Origin of the sequence: Acinetobacter sp. SAAs474, from assembly GCF_032823475.1 — a bacterium.
Classification (GTDB): domain Bacteria; phylum Pseudomonadota; class Gammaproteobacteria; order Pseudomonadales; family Moraxellaceae; genus Acinetobacter.
In genome coordinates, this window is record NZ_CP127915.1 from 1,257,883 (window position 1) to 1,275,315 (window position 17,433).

Below are 17,433 nucleotides of genomic sequence, written 5' to 3' on the forward strand. Positions count from 1 at the left end.
TCTACTTTATAAATATACATAATGGTTAATCATGCAGCGTTTTTCTAAAACGTTTATAACCCCATAAGTATTGTTCAGGTGCCGTGTTGATCATGGCCTCTAATGTTTGATTTAACGTATCTACAGAAAGTTGTAGATCTTTAGCACTGATATGTTCAGGAATTTCGGTAAAGTAGAGATCAAAGCCTTTAAGATCTGGATTTCTTAAGCAATACATTCCAATCACGGAACATTGCGTTTTTGCTGCAAGTTTTGATAATAAGATCGGGGAAAGAACTTGTTTGCCATAAAAAGGCGAATAAATACCACCGGAAGCTTTGGGTACATGATCGGGTAAAATAGCAGAAAAACCACCAGATTTTAAATGTTTAAATAAAGCCCTGACACCAGTATCATCTGTGGGTACCAGTGTTGCATTTAGGCGTTGTCTGGCTTCTAACATAAAACGATTCAGGTCTTTATTTTTGCTGGGTTTATACATAATGACAGGGCAAGTATATTGATTAACCCAAGCATTCATCAGTTCCCAATTACCAAAGTGTGGCACAATCGCTAAAGTGCCGTGCGGATTTTTAAGTGCATTAAAAAAAATCTCTGCATGGTGCACCTGTTTAATTTGTTGTAATGCAAAATCAGTGGATGCGCCCCAAACTTTAATCGATTCTGCATAGGTCATGCATTGATGCTGTAAATTAAGTTTGACTAGAGCCTCATGTTGCGTGGTATTTAGCGTCGGATAGGCAATTTTTAGATTATTGGATGTGGTGGTTTTCGCAGATGATTTAAATGTATATAAACACCAGCCCACCAGTTTCGCTAAAAACTGGATAAAGAGCAGTGGTAATAGTGCAAAAAATTTGAGTAAATGGTACATAAAATTAGATTAAATTAGGTGCATTATGAACGATGATCAGCATTACCTTTCAGTACCATATAAATCAAGCCGACAAAGATGAGTAAAGCACCACCAAGACTGCTCACACAGAAAATAACGATACGATTATAGGTCGTGAGGTTAAATAACTGGTTATCTAGAATATAACGCATGAAAATCCATTGCACGACTGCAAATACGATTAATACAATTGCACGACGACGAACTTCAGGACGCATAGCCATAACAACGCTCACAGCAAAGGAGAAAATAAAGCGTTATTATGCCATTGCTGAATAATGATCTCAATGAAATAAAAAAACCCTGCAACATCGCTACAGGGTTTTTCTGGATCTAAGCCTCAATCATGGTATTTATGCTTGAGGTTCTGCCTTTGGTTTTTCACGTAAGCGGATGCCTAAATCACGTAATTGATTTGCCTCTACAGGTGCTGGTGCTTGTGTTAATGGACATTCTGCTGTCTTTGTTTTCGGGAATGCAATTACATCACGAATAGAAGATGCACCTGTCATTAACATGATTAAGCGATCTAGACCAAATGCGAGACCGCCATGAGGAGGTGCACCATAGCGTAGTGCATTTAATAAGAAGCTAAACTTCTCTTCCGCTTCTTCTTCAGAAATGCCCAGTGCTTCAAAGATCGCTTTTTGCATTTCTAGCGTATAGATACGTAATGAACCACCGCCAATTTCGGTGCCATTTAATACCATATCATAAGCTACAGATAATGCTGCACCTGGGTTGTTTTTAACATCTTCAACGCTAGATTTTGGTAATGTAAATGGATGGTGTACAGAGGTCCATTTGCCATCATCAGTTTCTTCAAACATTGGGAAGTCAACTACCCAAAGTGGTGCCCATTCACATGTTGCTAACTTCATATCATGACCAATTTTGACACGAAGTGCACCCATTGCATCATTAACGACTTTCGCTTTGTCCGCGCCAAAGAAGACGATATCACCATTTTCAGCACCAACACGTTTTAATAGATCAAGCACAATTGGCTCAATAAATTTAACGATTGGAGATTGCAGGCCTTCGATTCCTTTTTCAAGTTCATTGACTTTAATATAGGCCAAGCCTTTAGCACCATAAATACCGACGAATTTAGTATATTCATCAATTGCACTACGTGGTAAAGCAGCAGCACCCGGTACGCGAAGCGCAACAATACGACCTTTTGGATCTTTTGCTGGTCCTGCAAAGACTTTAAATTCTACATCTTGCATTAAATCAGCAACATCAACTAATTTTAACGGAATACGAAGATCTGGCTTATCTGATGCATAATCACGCATGGCATCAGCATAGGTCATACGTTGGAATTTAGCAAATTTTACCCCAAGAAGTTCATCGAACATCTTCACGGTCATGCCTTCCATAAAGTCCATAATATCGTCATCACTCATAAATGATGTTTCAACATCGATTTGAGTAAATTCTGGCTGACGGTCTGCACGTAAGTCTTCATCACGGAAGCATTTAGCAATTTGATAGTAACGATCAATACCACCAACCATCAATAACTGTTTAAATAATTGTGGTGATTGTGGTAAAGCATAAAAACTACCATTAGAAACACGGCTTGGGACCAAATAATCACGTGCACCTTCAGGTGTTGCACGAGTTAAAATTGGTGTTTCTACATCAAGAAAACCATGTTCTTCAAAGTAATTACGGATCAGGTTAGTTACTTTTGAACGGAAACGTAAACGGTCTAACATTTCTGGACGGCGAATGTCCAAGAAACGATATTTTAAACGGACTTCTTCTGAGATATTGGTATTATCATCATTCAGTGGGAATGGCGGTGTTTCTGACTGAGCAAGAACTTCAATTTCTTTACCCAAAACTTCAATTTGACCACTCACCATATTGGCATTTTCAGTACCAGCATAACGGCGACGTACACGGCCTGTAATTTTTAGTACGAATTCTGAACGTGCCTTATCAGCAGTAGCAAAGGCTTCAGGAGTATCTGGATCAATGACTACTTGAACTAGACCATCACGATCACGCATATCTAAAAAAATAACACCACCGTGATCACGACGACGATGTACCCAACCGCATAATGTTACGGTTTGGTCAATTTGAGCTTCGGTTAAAGAACCACAGTAATGAGTTCGCATCATAGCGTATAAAATCCAACTATATGGGTTAAGGAAAGCACATACGTAAACAGCGTACTGCCTTTAATTAAACGAAGATTATGCCTCTTTGGTCGTTGTGCCACAAGAACTAGATCAAAAAACTCCAATAAAAGGAATAAAATCAATCAGTCATTGTTGATCAGCACTGATCTTTTTATATTTTTAATCGACAATCACGCTGCGGTAGATGATTTGAATTGATAATACTGACCAATATAGAATCAATTGAATTAAATCATCAGACAATATTTACGTTAAATATAATTTTAAATAATAATGGCGATGGATTTGTCATATTGATCAATGATGCGCTATCTCTAAATACAATGCTTAGGTGATAGAAAATTGATTAAATACAAGATATATCAACATATTAAATATTAAGACATGGCATAAAAATACAATTTAGCGATATCAAAATGGATGATAGTCATATTTAGATCACAATCTGCCTAGCCATCAGAATGCCAGCATAATAGGACTTGCAAACAAGATGAAATGTTATAATATATCATTTTGATCAGTCATCTTGAGCTACACCAATGTATTTCAACAAGAACCTCATTACCTTAACCATTTTATCATTGAGCTCTTCAGCATTATGGGCAGATACAGCACTGGACGATACGAAAAAACTCGCAACCATTCAGCTACAAGCTCATCCATTGATTCAAACGCCTGTAGATTTTGCAGCTTTAGATCATGTGATTGATCAATCTAAATTATCACAAGGTGCAAGTACAATTGGTGAGGCACTTGGTCACGAACTCGGTATATCCTCTAATCAGTTTGGAGCTGGATCAAGTCGTCCTGTTATCCGTGGTCAAGATGGGCCACGTGTGAAAGTCTTACAACATGCTTCTGAGCCTGCAGATGTTTCTGCACTATCGCCCGATCATGCCATTACCGTTGATCCTATCTTGGCACAGCAAATTGAAATTATTCGCGGACCTTCTACGTTACTATATGGTGCAGGGACTGTAGGTGGACTGGTGAATGTCACGGATCAGAAGATTCCAACACAAATGCCAGCACAAGGTTATGAAGGAAAAGTTGCTTTACGTTATAACAGTGGCAGTGATGAAAAATTGGCAGCAGGTGGTGTTACTGTAGGTTTAGGCCAACAGTTTGCTTTACGTCTTGAAGGTTTAAAGCGTCATGCCAATGACTATATTACGCCGAATTATCAGCAACAACATGATGGTCATGTTGATGTTGAACGTCGTGTACCTGACACCTTTGCTAAAGGTGAAACATTCAGTATTGGTAGTGCATGGATTGGTGAACGTGGCTTTATTGGTGCAGCTTATACCCATCGTCAAGACCAGTATGGCTTACCTGGACATAGTCATGAATATGAATCATGTCATCCTCACGCCAATACCCTATATTGTGGCGATCATGGACATGGCCATGAACATGGTCATGATGATGAAGAGACGGATAGCCATGAACATGATGCAGGTCCATGGGTCAATTTAAAATCTAAACGTTATGATGTACGTGCGGAGCTGACTGATCCATTACAGGGTTGGAGTAAGCTGCGTGTACATAGTAGTTATACAGATTACCAACATGATGAAATTGATCAAAATATCATTGGAACTACTTTTAAAAGTAAAGCATATGATGGGCGAGTTGAATTGGTACATCAACCCGTTGCAGGCTGGGAAGGCGTCATTGGTACTCAGTATAATCAACAAAAATTGGATATTACAGGGACTGAGCGTTTACTTAATCCCACACAGACCAGAAAATGGAGTGTGTTTGCTTTAGAGCATAAGCGACTCAATGATTTTTATTTTGAGCTAGGTGCACGTGCAGATCAACAACAGATTAAGATTGATTCTAATCAGAAAGATAATAATGATCATGCACTTTCAGCATCAGCAGCAGTGAGTTGGCAATTGATGCCAGACTATACCTTGTCATTGACAGGGTCACATCAACAACGCTTACCTTTGGCACAGGAGTTGTATGCCAATGGTATACATTTAGCCACCAATACCTATGAACGAGGTAATGAAAATCTTGATGTTGAAAAATCAAATAATTTAGAAATTGGTTGGCATTATGCTGGAGAACAGTTGGATTATCATCTTAATGTGTATCACAATTGGTATCAAAACTATATTTATGCCGCAACAACGGCACAGCAAGGTAATTTTCGTTTAGTTGATTATACGCAAGATAAAGCTCAATTTTATGGTGCAGAAGCACAAGCTTCGTATCAACTCACTGATGCTTATAAGCTGAGTGTTTTTGGTGATATGGTACGTGGCAAGATCGATGGACAAAATGCACCACGGGTACCTGCAGGACGTTTAGGGACCAAGGTTAATGTTGACTTTTTTGATGGCTGGAAGGCAATGGCCGAATACTATCATGCCTTTAAGCAAGATCGAATCAGTGCTTTTGAACAAGATACTCCTAGCTACGAGATGGTTAATTTAGGTTTGAGTTATCAGGCTAAATATGGTGTAAATCAAGATTATCGTGTCTATTTCAATGCGAATAATCTATTGGATCAAGAGGTTTATCAACATGCATCTTTCTTGGCCAATATTCCACAAGTTGGACGAAATTTTACGATAGGTGTTGAATTTGGTTTTTAAAATTCATTCATTTATTGGATATTTTATTGAATCAGACATAAAAGCACTTGAAAACTGATGGAAGAAAACCTAGCCTGAGTATATTGGGTTAGGTTTTTTCTTATGCGTATTTTTCAAAAAATTCACCACAAACTAAATTGGTCTACTCGTCAATATATCATGCTGGTTGTTGCAGCGATTTTGCTGACTTATTTGGCCTCTGCGATTTATCATACCTATAAACCATTACCACAAGGTTTGGACTATACAGGTAAATTACGTCATGCACAGGTACAGTTTTTGGCCGATCAAAGTTATGTTGATCAGCAGGGAAAATCTCAAGTCGATCAGCAAATTTTTAAACAAATGTTGCAACTGATTGATCAAGCCCAATCCATGATTGTGTTAGATATGTTTTTATTTAATCAAAATGTGGGTACTTCACAGCAGCAACAAAGCAAACTAACAGCAACATTAACTCAAGCTTTGATACAAAAAAAGCGTGATTATCCTCATATTGAAATTAAATTGATTACCGATCCAATTAATTCAGTTTATGGCGGTATTGCTCCTGAGCATTATCGTCAATTACGGCAAAATGGTATTGATGTCATCGAAACAAATTTAGTGCCATTAAGAGCATCTAATCCGACATGGTCTGCACTTTGGTATATGTGTTGTCAAGGCGTAGGAAATAATTCTGATAAAGGTTGGTTGGCAAATCCTGTCGGTGAAGGAAAAGTCACGCTAAGAAGCTATTTTAACTTACTGAATTTTAAAGCAAATCATAGAAAAACCATGGTGGTCAATACGGTTGACGGTTGGAAAACATTGGTTTCGTCAATGAATCCTCATGATGGGAGTTCTCGACACTCTAATGTGGCATTGTTGGTCGATGGTTATACTGCTGTTGATGTCTTGCAAACTGAGCGGACTGTCGCACAAATGTCACAAGGTGATATTTCCAGCTTGATTATCGGTGAATTTGCCACAGATCAAACGTTACCACAAGTTCAGGTCTTAACAGAACAAGCCATTTTAAAACAAGTTTTGTCGTTAATCAGCTCAGCGAAAGCTGAAGACCATATTGATTTAACGATGTTTTATTTATCAGAGCGTCAAATTATTCAAGCTTTAATCGCGGCAAAAGCACGTGGCGTGAAATTACGTATCTTATTAGATCCGAATAAAGATGCATTTGGACGAGAGAAAAATGGCATACCCAATCGTCAGGTTGCCATGGAATTACATCAAGCGGGAGTTGATGTCCGTTGGTGTAATACACAGGGTGAACAGTGTCATGGCAAAATGATTTTAAAATGGAATAAGCAAGATGCGGAACTGATTTTAGGATCGGCCAATTTTACTGCACGTAATTTAAAAAATTATAATTTAGAAACTGATTTACGTGTTATTGGTACAGTAAAGGCACCTGTATTTGTTGATGCACAGCGTTATTTTAATACGGCATGGCTTAATTTAAATGGACGTAATATCAGTGTTGATTATGCAAAATATGCAGATGAGTCGCAATTTAAATACTGGGTTTATCGATTTATGGAGTGGAGTGGTTGGTCGACTTTTTAATGACCATAACAGTGCTATGTATTAAGTCATTTGACCATATCCATAGGAATGAGTTTAAACCCTGATATTGTTACTCGATTTGATAGGATTACAGACAATCTGCTGTAATCCTACTAAGGATGCTGAAATATGTATATATACCTTAAGCATGTGGTGGAACTAATGCATCCAGCTCTTCATCTTTCATATTGGCCAATTCTGTGATGTCTGTTTTGACTTTCCATTGGGCTTCATCTTCTACAGGTTGAGGAAGACGAGCCTCTAGCCAGTCACAAATTACATCGGGTGGAAAGTCTTTATGATTACATTGAATGACCCAAGATAGAAACTGTTTTGCCTCACCATTCATATATGGAGGAGGAGATACTGGTAAAAATTGCGTTGGTAAGCGTTCATTTTTAGAAATATAATTTAAAACATGACCAAGTTCTTGAACTGTTTGCCATGCTAAAGGATGATCAATATTGATTCTGAATTTAAACCACCAAGCAGCTTGCCCATCTGTTCCATAAGCGTCGAGATGATCTGCTTGAATACTTGGAATTTTGCCAAAAAATTGCTGTAAGCGCTCAAAGCTAAGGTCTGACACAGTAAAAATCCAACCATAAATAAAGTCCAATGATTATATCCTATTTTATATTCAAGATGACCTGCTTTATCGGGATCAAAAAAACCACCATTAATTGATCATATTGTATTCTTTCTGACAGACTATTGACGCGCTATAAGGGGGCGGGTATATGGTAATAAGTCACCTAAAACAAACGATTTCTTTATGCGCAAGGCTGGTTTTTATCAGCGATAAAATTATCGTAAAGCGTGCATTAAGGGCGAAGTTTTACCTTTAGATGGGGGATGATGTGATGTGTGATAGTCATCACCGTCCCTGAGAACGGTGAGAGATAATACTAAGCCAATTCATCATCTTGTGGACGTGGTGTTTTGCCCTCAGCTAATGGTTTTTCAGTATGTTTATTTCGAATGACAGATGGATAAGTCCATGAAGAAAAACGGACCACCAAAATTGCAAATGCTAAAATTAAAATGGATCCTGTCGTAATAACAAGGCCCATATCGGCTTTATGATCATGTTGAATATCTGCAATCAGCAGGCGTGTGAGTGCAGTAATTGCAATATAGATTAAGAATCTGACTGGCATATGATTGGTCTTAAAATAAATGCCAACCATTGCACCGAGTTCAAGATAAATAAAAAGCAGTAAGATGTCATCAATACTGGCAAATTTCTTAACCGTAAATATCTCAATTACGGTATGGCCAGCAGACCAAACAACCATACAGCCAATAATAAATAGCGTAATGTAATGAAAGCTTTCAACTGCAATATTTCCAAAGCGATCAAGGATTCTTTCAATGGTATTGTTTTTCATTTTAGGCTGTGTCATAGGCATCCTTTGTTCTCAATAAGCTGGTGTTATGTAGAATTTGCACAGAATTTGTTTCTCATCTGTTTATGCTGCAGACTTTATGTATTTTTAAGCCTGTTTTGTCGACATTTTATGCAATATTCATCACATCTTATTACCTTTATAGACTAATCTTGAGTTGGATGAGTGGCAGATCATGATTAGGCTGGGAATAGATACTATTGAATCTTAAGCAAATTCCATGCACATAACATCACGTAAGGTGGGATTTATAAAATTTTTTGGTTACTTTTTGTTTTTATGTTAGTTTAATTGCGTGGATCACAATTTAAAAATAGGAAATAAAAAATGTTGGATACCATTGAGAATAAAATCTATCAATTAAAAATAGGTCAAAAGTTAATTTTGGGCAGTGGTATTGAGCCTGATACTATGCAAAATATCATGACATTATGTGATGCACTTGAGGCAGTTGGTGTGATTCGAATTATCAATGTTCAGCAGCAAGCGCAGGCTGGAAAGAACGTTATACACTCACTTATGTTACAAAAGATTGCAGATTCACTGTCACTATAGTCAACATGATGTAGCAGCTATAGATTGACTTTAGCCCATACTTTTAAAAAACGCCTGAATAAAATCAGGCGTTTTGTTAAGTATTGATGCGGTTGCATGCACATTAATCATGTATTTATCTCAAAATAAATACAGTGCAATTATCAAGGATCACTTTTATTGTGATTAGCTTTGACTGATAAAATAGTCTTCAGAAAAACTCATCGTCACTTCTGGTCCAGCCTTGATTTTACTAATGCGAACCGATAATTCAGGTAAAATACGTTGTACAAAATAAATTGCAAGGGTAATTTTATTTTGATAAAAATCACCTTCATGTGCTTTTGCTGCATTTGCAATACGTGCAAACATATATGAAAAACTCAACAGACCTACTGCATGTAAATAATCCACTGCTGCTAGGTTTGCAAAATCGGCATTCTCAGCAGCTGCATCTAAAATATATTGAGTAACTGATTCGATTTCCGTTGCTGCGTCTAAGGTTGCATCTTTAATAAAGTTTAAATCAGCATCTAAGTTATTGGTGAAATCACGTATTTCATGAATATACTCATTGATAAATTCGCCCTGACATTTAATGGTTTTACGACCAATTAAATCCTGTGACTGCACACCATTAGTCCCTTCATAAATTTGAGCAATACGTAGATCACGGACACATTGTTCCATACCCCATTCACGAATATAACCATGACCGCCAAAACACATTTGTGCATCTAGTGTTGCTTGTAATGCCGTATCTGTTAAATAAGCTTTTGCAATCGGTGTTAATAATGCAACACGATTATTGGCATATTTTATGGCTTCTGAATCGGTTGAAAATTTTGTGATATCCAGTTGTTGACCCACATAGACTGCAAAAGCACGCGATGCTTCATTATTAGCACGCACATTTAATAACATACGACGTACATCCGGATGTACGATAATTGGGTCAGCAGGTTTCTCTGGATATTCAGCACCAGTCGGACTACGACCTTGTAAACGGTCAATCGCATATTGGGCAGCATTTTGATAGGCAAATTCGGATGCACCTAAGCCTTGAATTCCCATAGAAAGACGCTCATAGTTCATCATCACAAACATTGCGGCAAGGCCTTCATTTTCTTTACCTACCAAATAACCTGTTGCACCATCAAAATTCATGACACAGGTTGCTGAGGCTTTAATTCCCATTTTATGCTCAATTGAACCTGGCCCAACATGATTGCGTGCACCGAGAGAGCCATCTGGATTGACCAGAAATTTTGGTACGATAAATAATGAGATACCACGTGAGCCTGCTGGGGCATTTGGTGTTTTTGCTAAAACCAAATGAATGATATTCTGGGTTAGATCATGATCGCCACCAGTAATGAAAATTTTGGTTCCTGTGATCTTATAACTACCATCTGTATTGGGTTCAGCTTTGGTTTTAATTATTCCTAAATCAGTTCCTGCATGTGGCTCTGTGAGACACATGGTACCCGACCATTCTCCGCTATAAATTTTAGGCAAATACGTTTGTTTTTGTTCTTCAGATGCATAGCTGTTTAAAGCCATTCCTGCACCCACTGAAAGGAGCGGATAGAGCATAAAAGCAGGATTGGTTGCGAAAAGCATTTCATCTGATAATACCGTAAGCATTTTAGGCATTTCCTGACCGCCCCATTCGGCATCAGCACCCAAACCGATCCAGCCAGCATCGCCATATTGTTGAAATGCTTCTTTAAAGCCTGCAGGTGTTGTCACATGACCATCTTGATATTTTGCCCCTTCTTCATCTCCTGAACGGTTTAACGGTAAAGTAACATTTTGTGCAAATTTAGCCATTTCTTCTAAAATGGCTTCAGCAGTTGCTTGATCTAAATGTGCCAGCTTTGGATTGGCTTGCCAAAATTCAGCGGCATTGAAAACATCATTTAAGATAAATTTCATATCTGTTAAAGGGGCATGATAGATTGGCATAGTTTTTCATCTCTTTATTGTTTACTGCGTTTAATCTTGATCAGTCTAAAATAAAAAAATATATAGCATTAGACATAAGACGACGCAAAATTAATTTTAGCTATGATTCTGATATGGAAAAGGACCGCCAACGTATTGGCTGTCCTTTTATGATTGGTTATAACAAGAAATTTAGAATGCGAAATGTTCTGCATCGAGTTCCATCAAGGGTGCCAGACCTGTTGCAATCACTTCGACATGTGAACGTACACGTGGCAGAATTTTCTTGAAGTAGAAACGGGCAGTGGTGATTTTTGCCTGATAAAAATCAACCTCTGTTGAGCCGGCAGCCAATTGCTGCTGTGCAGTTAATGCCATACGTGCCCAGAGATAAGCTAATGTGACATAGCCTGCAAAATATAAATAATCAACAGCAGCGGCACCGACTTCCTCAGGGTTTTTCATGGCACGCATGCCAATTTGCATGGTGAGATCGCCCCATTCTTTATTGAGTGCTGCTAATGGTTCGATAAATTCTTGCATTGCTGCATTATCTTTATTGGCTTCGGTAAACTTATAAATAATTTTGGTAAAGTCTTTGAGCATTGCACCTTGTGTACCCAAAACTTTACGACCTAATAGATCTAGGGCTTGGATCTCTGTGGTTCCCTCATATAAACATGCAATACGAGTATCACGGACAATTTGTTCCATGCCATGTTCAGAAATAAAGCCATGTCCACCAAAGACCTGAACACCATGATTTGCAGCTTCAAAGCCTGTTTCTGTTAAAAAGGCTTTAGCAATAGGTGTCAGTAGTGACAAAATATTGTCAGCAAATTTACGCTCTTCTTCAGTTGCACCTTTTTCAACCACATCCGCATAGAGTGCCAACAAATACACCAATGCACGGCCACCTTCAGCAAATGCTTTTTGTGTTAGCAACATATTACGTACGGCAGGATGAACAATAATCGGATCTGCTTCTTTATCTGGTGCTTTAGGACCAGCAAGAGAGCGCATGGCTAAACGTTCTTTAGCATATGCCAGTGCACCTTGGAATGAACTTTCAGATGCAGAGAGTCCTTGAACTGCTGTACCAATACGTGCGGTATTCATAAAGGTAAACATACAGTTTAAACCGCGGTTTTCAGGACCGATCAAAAAGCCTTTTGCCTGATCAAAATTCAGTACGCAAGTTGCATTACCATGGATTCCCATTTTATGTTCGATTGAACCACAATGTACCGCATTACGCTCACCTAGAGAGCCATCTGCATTGACATTAAATTTTGGGACAATAAACAGCGAAATTCCTTTGGTTCCTTTCGGTGCACCAGGAAGACGCGCAAGTACGATATGGATAATATTTTCAGCCATATCATGTTCACCAGCAGAGATAAATATCTTCTCGCCAGAAATTGCATAGCTACCATCTGCTTGAGGCTCTGCTTTGGTACGAATAATACCTAAGTCAGATCCTGCTTGAGACTCAGTTAAACACATAGTACCTGTCCATTCTCCTGAAATCAGTTTTGGCAGGTACTTTTCTTTTTGTTCTGCTGAACCATGATACTCAAGTGTACGTATGGCACCATGAGATAAACCTGGATACATTCCCCAAGCCCAGTTTGCAGTTCCAACCATTTCGGAAATAACGGTTGCTAATGAGTTTGGTAAGCCTTGTCCACCATATTGTTCTTCAGCAGAAAGTGATGGAAAACCCAACTCAATATATTTTTCATAGGCTGCTTTAAACCCGGTAGGTGTGGTTACTACACCATCATTCCAGGAGCAGCCTTCACGGTCACCCACCTGGTTGAGAGGAGAAAGTTCATTTTCACAGAAGTCCGCAGCGGCTTCTAAATATTGATCGACCAATTCACGGCTAACATTACCTTGAAATTCAGGTAATTTTTCATAATGTTCTTCAATATTTAAAAGCTCATGCAAAACAAATTGCATATCACGTAAAGGCGCTTTGTATTGTGGCATATCGTTTTCCTCAATACTGGTTAAACCAGCGTTTTCATCCTAAAAAAATATTTTATATGCTGTATATCGCATGTATTGGTATGGGCTTAATCGTGCAACATCTCATAGTAAGGTACAAGCGTTTCTGTACGGTTTCTGAGTGACTGCAAAGTCAATAAAAAAAACTTGTAATTTAAGATGCATCATCATGATCACAATAATAATTTTCCTTTTTTAATCCTTATTTACAGTTTTTAAAAAATAGTTATTGCGATATCAATAAATCAATTATCTGCCCAATCAATTATTTGTTTTAGCTTATATAGTTTTATTAGAAACAAATAGTTAAAAAACGTAAATAGATTTTAATGATGCTGAAGTACAGCAATAAAAAAGTTTATATTCTTCATGATTATGACTATAAAAGTGATTCTTATATCATCTTTACAAAATTGATGCTAAAGCTTTAAAAAAGCACTAAGGTGCTATGAATTTTATATTTTCGATTTAAATCTGTCTTCTCAGTAAGCTGGGGTTATGGATCATATCTTTGATCATTATTCAATTTTGAGATAATCAATGCATATTTTGCTAAATATATAAAAGGAATAATTAAAGTAGATTTATTTATTTTTCATAAAAAAACTAAATGTTTAGCATAGTAAGTCGTTGTTGTGTTAAGTGGAAAGTAAAGTGAGTAATAAATCAAAACCGTTAATTGTAACGGCCATTGTCATTATTGCATTAACAGCATTTGTATATTTTCAAAACACGCAACATGCCCAGAATCAACAGATCAAACATGTATCGACATCATCTGAAAAACCAGTTGTGATTGCTTATCAAACTGGAGTCGATCCCAGCAAAGTAGCGCAAGCCAATGGCGATTATGAAAAAAATAGTCAACGTGAAATTGAGTGGAAAAAATTTGATACAGGTGCTGATGTGGTCAATGCTTTAGCATCTGGTGATGTTGATATTGGTAATTTGGGTACCAGCCCGTTTACAGCAGCCGTGAGTCGTGATGTTCCTATTGCTGTTTTTTTTATTGCAGCAAAACTAGGTCATTCAGAAGCCTTAGTTGTTAGCCATCGATCTGGTATTACCCAAGCAAAAGATTTAATTGGTAAAACCATCGCAGTTCCTTTTGTTTCTACAGCACATTACAGTCTACTTTCGGCATTAAAACATTGGAATATTGCACCATCACAAGTGAACATTATTAATTTGCGACCATCCGAAATTTCTGCTGCATGGCAACGTGGAGATATTGATGCGACTTATGTTTGGGAGCCTGCTTTAAGTAAAGCATTGTTGTCAGGAAAAGTGCTGACAGATTCACAACAAGTTGCAGATTGGGGCGCACCAACATTTGATTTATGGGCAGTACGACAAGATTTTGCAGAGAAAAATCCTGAATTTTTAAAGGCCTTTGTTCAGAGCTCTTTAGCTAAAATTAATGAATATAATCAAAATCCTAAAGCATTTGAGAAACGTACAGATTACATCGAAAAAATTGCAGCATTAACAGGCTCTCAACCAAATGATATTCCATTACTGTTGGCTGGAAATATCTATCTGAATCAAGCACAACAGCTGGATATTTTACAGAAGACTTTTGCGCGTAATATTTTTGATACAGCAACGTTTTTGAAGTCTCAGGGCAAGATTGATCGTGTTAAAGATGATTATCAGGCCAACCTCAATTCACTGTTTTTAAAGCCTTGAGGATAAGTTTATGCAGACGTTAAAAGCTGAAAATATTAATTTAACCTATCCACAGCAAGATATCGCTGTATTACAGAATATCAATTTAAATATTCCAGAATCATCTTTAACCGTCGTAGTGGGTGAGTCAGGTTGTGGCAAAACCACCTTGCTAAATATCTTGGCTGGCTTTCAAAAAATGAGTGCTGGTGCTGTCAAAATTGATGATGAAGTGGTAACCCGTCCAGATGCACGTCGTGCAGTCGTTTTTCAGGAACATGCTTTATTACCATGGTTAAATGTTACTGATAATGTAGGATTTTCACTTAAATTAAATGCAATCCATCCTCATGAAATAACCCGTCGGGTAGCAGCTATTTTAGATACAGTGGGATTGTCAGATGCTGCACAGGCAAATATTTGGCAACTCTCTGGAGGAATGAAGCAACGAGTTGGCATTGCACGCGCATTAATTAGCCAAGCCCCTTTTATTTTACTGGATGAGCCTTTTGCTGCATTAGATGCTTTTACACGTGAAAACATGCAGCAATTGGTACTCGATTTGTGGATCAAAGAGAATAAAGGCTTTTTCTTGATTACGCATGATATTGAAGAAGCTTTATTGTTAAGTCAGCAATTGGTTCTCATGGCCGCACGTCCTGGACGCATTATTGAAATTTTGAATCTGGACTTTGCGACACGTTATCGTCAAGGGGAGTCAATACGCGACATTAAATCAGATCCTAGTTTTATCGTACTTCGAGAACGCTTGTTTGAACATCTTAAACAGCAGAAGTTGCATGCATTGGAGCACTAAATGAGTTTTCAATCACAACCCAGTATGGCGAAAGCACTGCGCAATAATCAGCGCTCTTCTCGTAAAGTCATCGGTAAGACCATCAATACAATACGAATCTATTCACAACATTATATGATTGTTGCTATTAGTCTCTCGAGTGTCTTAGCACTGCTATTGCTCTGGTATATCGTGACGGCTTTACATATTGTTCCATCACTTTTCTTACCAAGTCCAGCAGCAGTCTGGCAAAAATTTTTGGAAGTGAGTCAACAAGGCTTTATGCAAGCCACATTATGGCAGCATCTCGCTAAAAGTATTGGTCGAGTGTTATTGGCACTTTTTGCTGCAATTTTGATTGGTGTGCCACTAGGACTGTGGATGGGATTAAATAAGTGGATACGTGCTGTCCTTGATCCATTGGTTGAATTATTGCGTCCTATACCGCCATTGGCATATTTACCTTTACTGGTGATTTGGTTTGGAATTGGTGAAACCACTAAAATTCTTTTGATTTTCTTTTCTATTCTGACACCGATCATTATTAGTTCGACGTATGGCGTGTTAAGTCATCAAAAGAATAGAGAGCGTGCTGCATTATCTTTAGGGGCAACTCGGTTTCAGGTTTTTAAATTTGTGATTTTACCGACGGCATTGCCACATATTCTCACCGGTATTCGTATTGGTTTAGGCGTGGGATGGTCAACATTAGTTGCTGCGGAATTGGTTGCAGCAGATCGCGGTATTGGCTTTATGGTGCAATCTGCAGCGCAATTCTTAGTCACGGATACAGTGATCTTAGGCATTATTGTGATTGCAGTGGTTGCGGTAAGTTTTGAATTGTTTTTACGCTGGTTACAACAGCAGTTAGCGCCGTGGTACGGTCAAAATATGTAGAAGAGAAGTTATGTCATTACAAATTAAACAGATTAATCCAAATATTGGTGCAATTGTTGAAGGTGTTGATTTAAATCAAGTTAATTCAGAAATCGCTGCCGACATTCATCGTGCATTATTAAAACATCAAGTCATTTTTTTCCGCCAGCAAATGCTGACAGCACAATCGCAGGTTAAACTTGCCAAAATTTTTGGTACTTTACATATTCATCCTATTTATCCGGCACTGGATGAAGCACCTGAAGTAATTATTCTTGATAGTCATCGTCAAGACTTACGTGATAATGACTTATGGCATACTGATGTTACTTTTAGTCAAACGCCACCATTAGGGTGTGTTTTACAAGCCATCAAAATACCTGCCTCTGGTGGTGATACCTTATGGGCAAGTGGTACTGCTGCATTTCAGGCCTTGCCTGAAGATTTAAAACAGCAGTTACGTGGATTAACTGCTACGCACGATATGCGAAAATCATTTCCTACAGAGCGTTTTGCGACTTCGCTTGAAGATCAACAACGTTTAGAGCGATCGTTTCGTCAATATCCACCTGTTATTCATCCTGTGATCCGTACTCATCCTGAAACAGGGGAGGAAATCTTATTTGTTAATGAAGGTTTTACTACCGATATTAATCAACTTTCAGATAGCGAGAATGAAGATTTACTCGCTTGGTTATTTGCACATATTGTCAAACCTGAATTTCATTTACGTTGGCAATGGCAAGCGGGTGATGTGGCAATTTGGGATAACCGTAGTACTCAGCATAAAGCTTTATTTGATTATGGTGATGCACATCGGATTATGCATCGTGCAACGATCAATGGTACCGTTCCTTATTATACAGCACCATAAATGAGTAACAGTTAATTCTAAATGGGATGATATCCATGATTTTAGCTGGTATTGAGTTTCTTTATGAGCACCAATAGATCATCC

The 17,433-nt window shown here is 38.1% G+C and carries 14 protein-coding genes; 7 read left to right on the forward strand and 7 right to left on the reverse strand.

What is annotated here, in order from left to right; genetic code table 11:
• Nucleotides 1-25 precede the first annotated feature (25 nt).
• From QSG86_RS06920 to aspS, 3 genes are all read right to left on the reverse strand, one after another.
• Complete coding sequence (locus tag QSG86_RS06920; protein ID WP_317030818.1) at nt 26-874, reverse strand: lysophospholipid acyltransferase family protein; 849 nt, start codon at nt 872-874, stop codon at nt 26-28.
• 23 nt (nt 875-897) lie between these two features.
• Nucleotides 898-1,119 (reverse strand): hypothetical protein, encoded by a 222-nt coding sequence (locus tag QSG86_RS06925; RefSeq protein ID WP_317030819.1) that lies wholly within the window; start codon nt 1,117-1,119, stop codon nt 898-900.
• 129 nt (nt 1,120-1,248) lie between these two features.
• Nucleotides 1,249-3,033, reverse strand: a complete 1,785-nt coding sequence (gene aspS, locus QSG86_RS06930) for an aspartate--tRNA ligase (RefSeq protein WP_317030820.1) — start codon at nt 3,031-3,033, stop codon at nt 1,249-1,251.
• A 560-nt stretch (nt 3,034-3,593) separates the two neighbouring features.
• On the opposite strand from aspS, the gene znuD reads away from it, so the two are divergent.
• Both znuD and QSG86_RS06940 read left to right on the forward strand, forming a co-directional pair.
• Nucleotides 3,594-5,666: a zinc piracy TonB-dependent receptor ZnuD gene (gene znuD, locus QSG86_RS06935; protein ID WP_317030821.1), complete on the forward strand. Its 2,073-nt coding sequence runs from the start codon at nt 3,594-3,596 to the stop codon at nt 5,664-5,666.
• Nucleotides 5,667-5,768: 102 nt separating this feature from the next.
• Nucleotides 5,769-7,232, forward strand: a complete 1,464-nt coding sequence (locus QSG86_RS06940) for a phospholipase D-like domain-containing protein (protein WP_317030822.1) — start codon at nt 5,769-5,771, stop codon at nt 7,230-7,232.
• A gap of 142 nt (nt 7,233-7,374) precedes the next feature.
• On the opposite strand, the gene QSG86_RS06945 is transcribed toward QSG86_RS06940, so the two are convergent.
• Both QSG86_RS06945 and QSG86_RS06950 read right to left on the reverse strand, forming a co-directional pair.
• The gene (locus QSG86_RS06945; protein WP_317030823.1) at nt 7,375-7,821 is read right to left on the reverse strand and encodes a hypothetical protein; all 447 of its coding nucleotides are present in this window, start codon (nt 7,819-7,821) and stop codon (nt 7,375-7,377) included.
• A 319-nt stretch (nt 7,822-8,140) separates the two neighbouring features.
• On the reverse strand, nt 8,141-8,623 hold the full coding sequence (locus QSG86_RS06950) for a phosphate-starvation-inducible protein PsiE (protein ID WP_317032694.1): 483 nt from the start codon (nt 8,621-8,623) through the stop codon (nt 8,141-8,143).
• A 345-nt stretch (nt 8,624-8,968) separates the two neighbouring features.
• On the opposite strand from QSG86_RS06950, the gene QSG86_RS06955 reads away from it, so the two are divergent.
• Nucleotides 8,969-9,196, forward strand: coding sequence for a hypothetical protein (locus tag QSG86_RS06955; protein WP_317030824.1), 228 nt, complete (start codon nt 8,969-8,971; stop codon nt 9,194-9,196).
• A 165-nt stretch (nt 9,197-9,361) separates the two neighbouring features.
• Here the strand turns inward: QSG86_RS06955 and QSG86_RS06960 are convergent, their stop codons facing one another.
• Entirely contained in the window at nt 9,362-11,143 is a 1,782-nt protein-coding gene (locus QSG86_RS06960; RefSeq protein WP_317030825.1) for an acyl-CoA dehydrogenase C-terminal domain-containing protein, read from the reverse strand.
• 171 nt (nt 11,144-11,314) lie between these two features.
• Nucleotides 11,315-13,117 carry an acyl-CoA dehydrogenase C-terminal domain-containing protein gene (locus QSG86_RS06965; protein ID WP_317030826.1) on the reverse strand — a complete coding sequence of 601 codons (1,803 nt, stop codon included), beginning with the start codon at nt 13,115-13,117 and terminating at the stop codon, nt 11,315-11,317.
• Nucleotides 13,118-13,789: 672 nt separating this feature from the next.
• On the opposite strand from QSG86_RS06965, the gene tauA reads away from it, so the two are divergent.
• Genes tauA through tauD form a run of 4 tightly spaced genes read left to right on the forward strand, consistent with a single transcriptional unit; the run spans nt 13,790 to nt 17,349 of the window.
• Nucleotides 13,790-14,824 carry a taurine ABC transporter substrate-binding protein gene (gene tauA, locus QSG86_RS06970; protein WP_317030827.1) on the forward strand — a complete coding sequence of 345 codons (1,035 nt, stop codon included), beginning with the start codon at nt 13,790-13,792 and terminating at the stop codon, nt 14,822-14,824.
• A gap of 10 nt (nt 14,825-14,834) precedes the next feature.
• Complete coding sequence (locus QSG86_RS06975; RefSeq protein ID WP_317030828.1) at nt 14,835-15,620, forward strand: taurine ABC transporter ATP-binding protein; 786 nt, start codon at nt 14,835-14,837, stop codon at nt 15,618-15,620.
• Complete coding sequence (gene tauC, locus QSG86_RS06980; RefSeq protein WP_410487451.1) at nt 15,621-16,496, forward strand: taurine ABC transporter permease TauC; 876 nt, start codon at nt 15,621-15,623, stop codon at nt 16,494-16,496.
• 10 nt (nt 16,497-16,506) lie between these two features.
• Nucleotides 16,507-17,349, forward strand: coding sequence for a taurine dioxygenase (gene tauD, locus QSG86_RS06985; RefSeq protein ID WP_317030829.1), 843 nt, complete (start codon nt 16,507-16,509; stop codon nt 17,347-17,349).
• Nucleotides 17,350-17,433 lie beyond the last annotated feature (84 nt).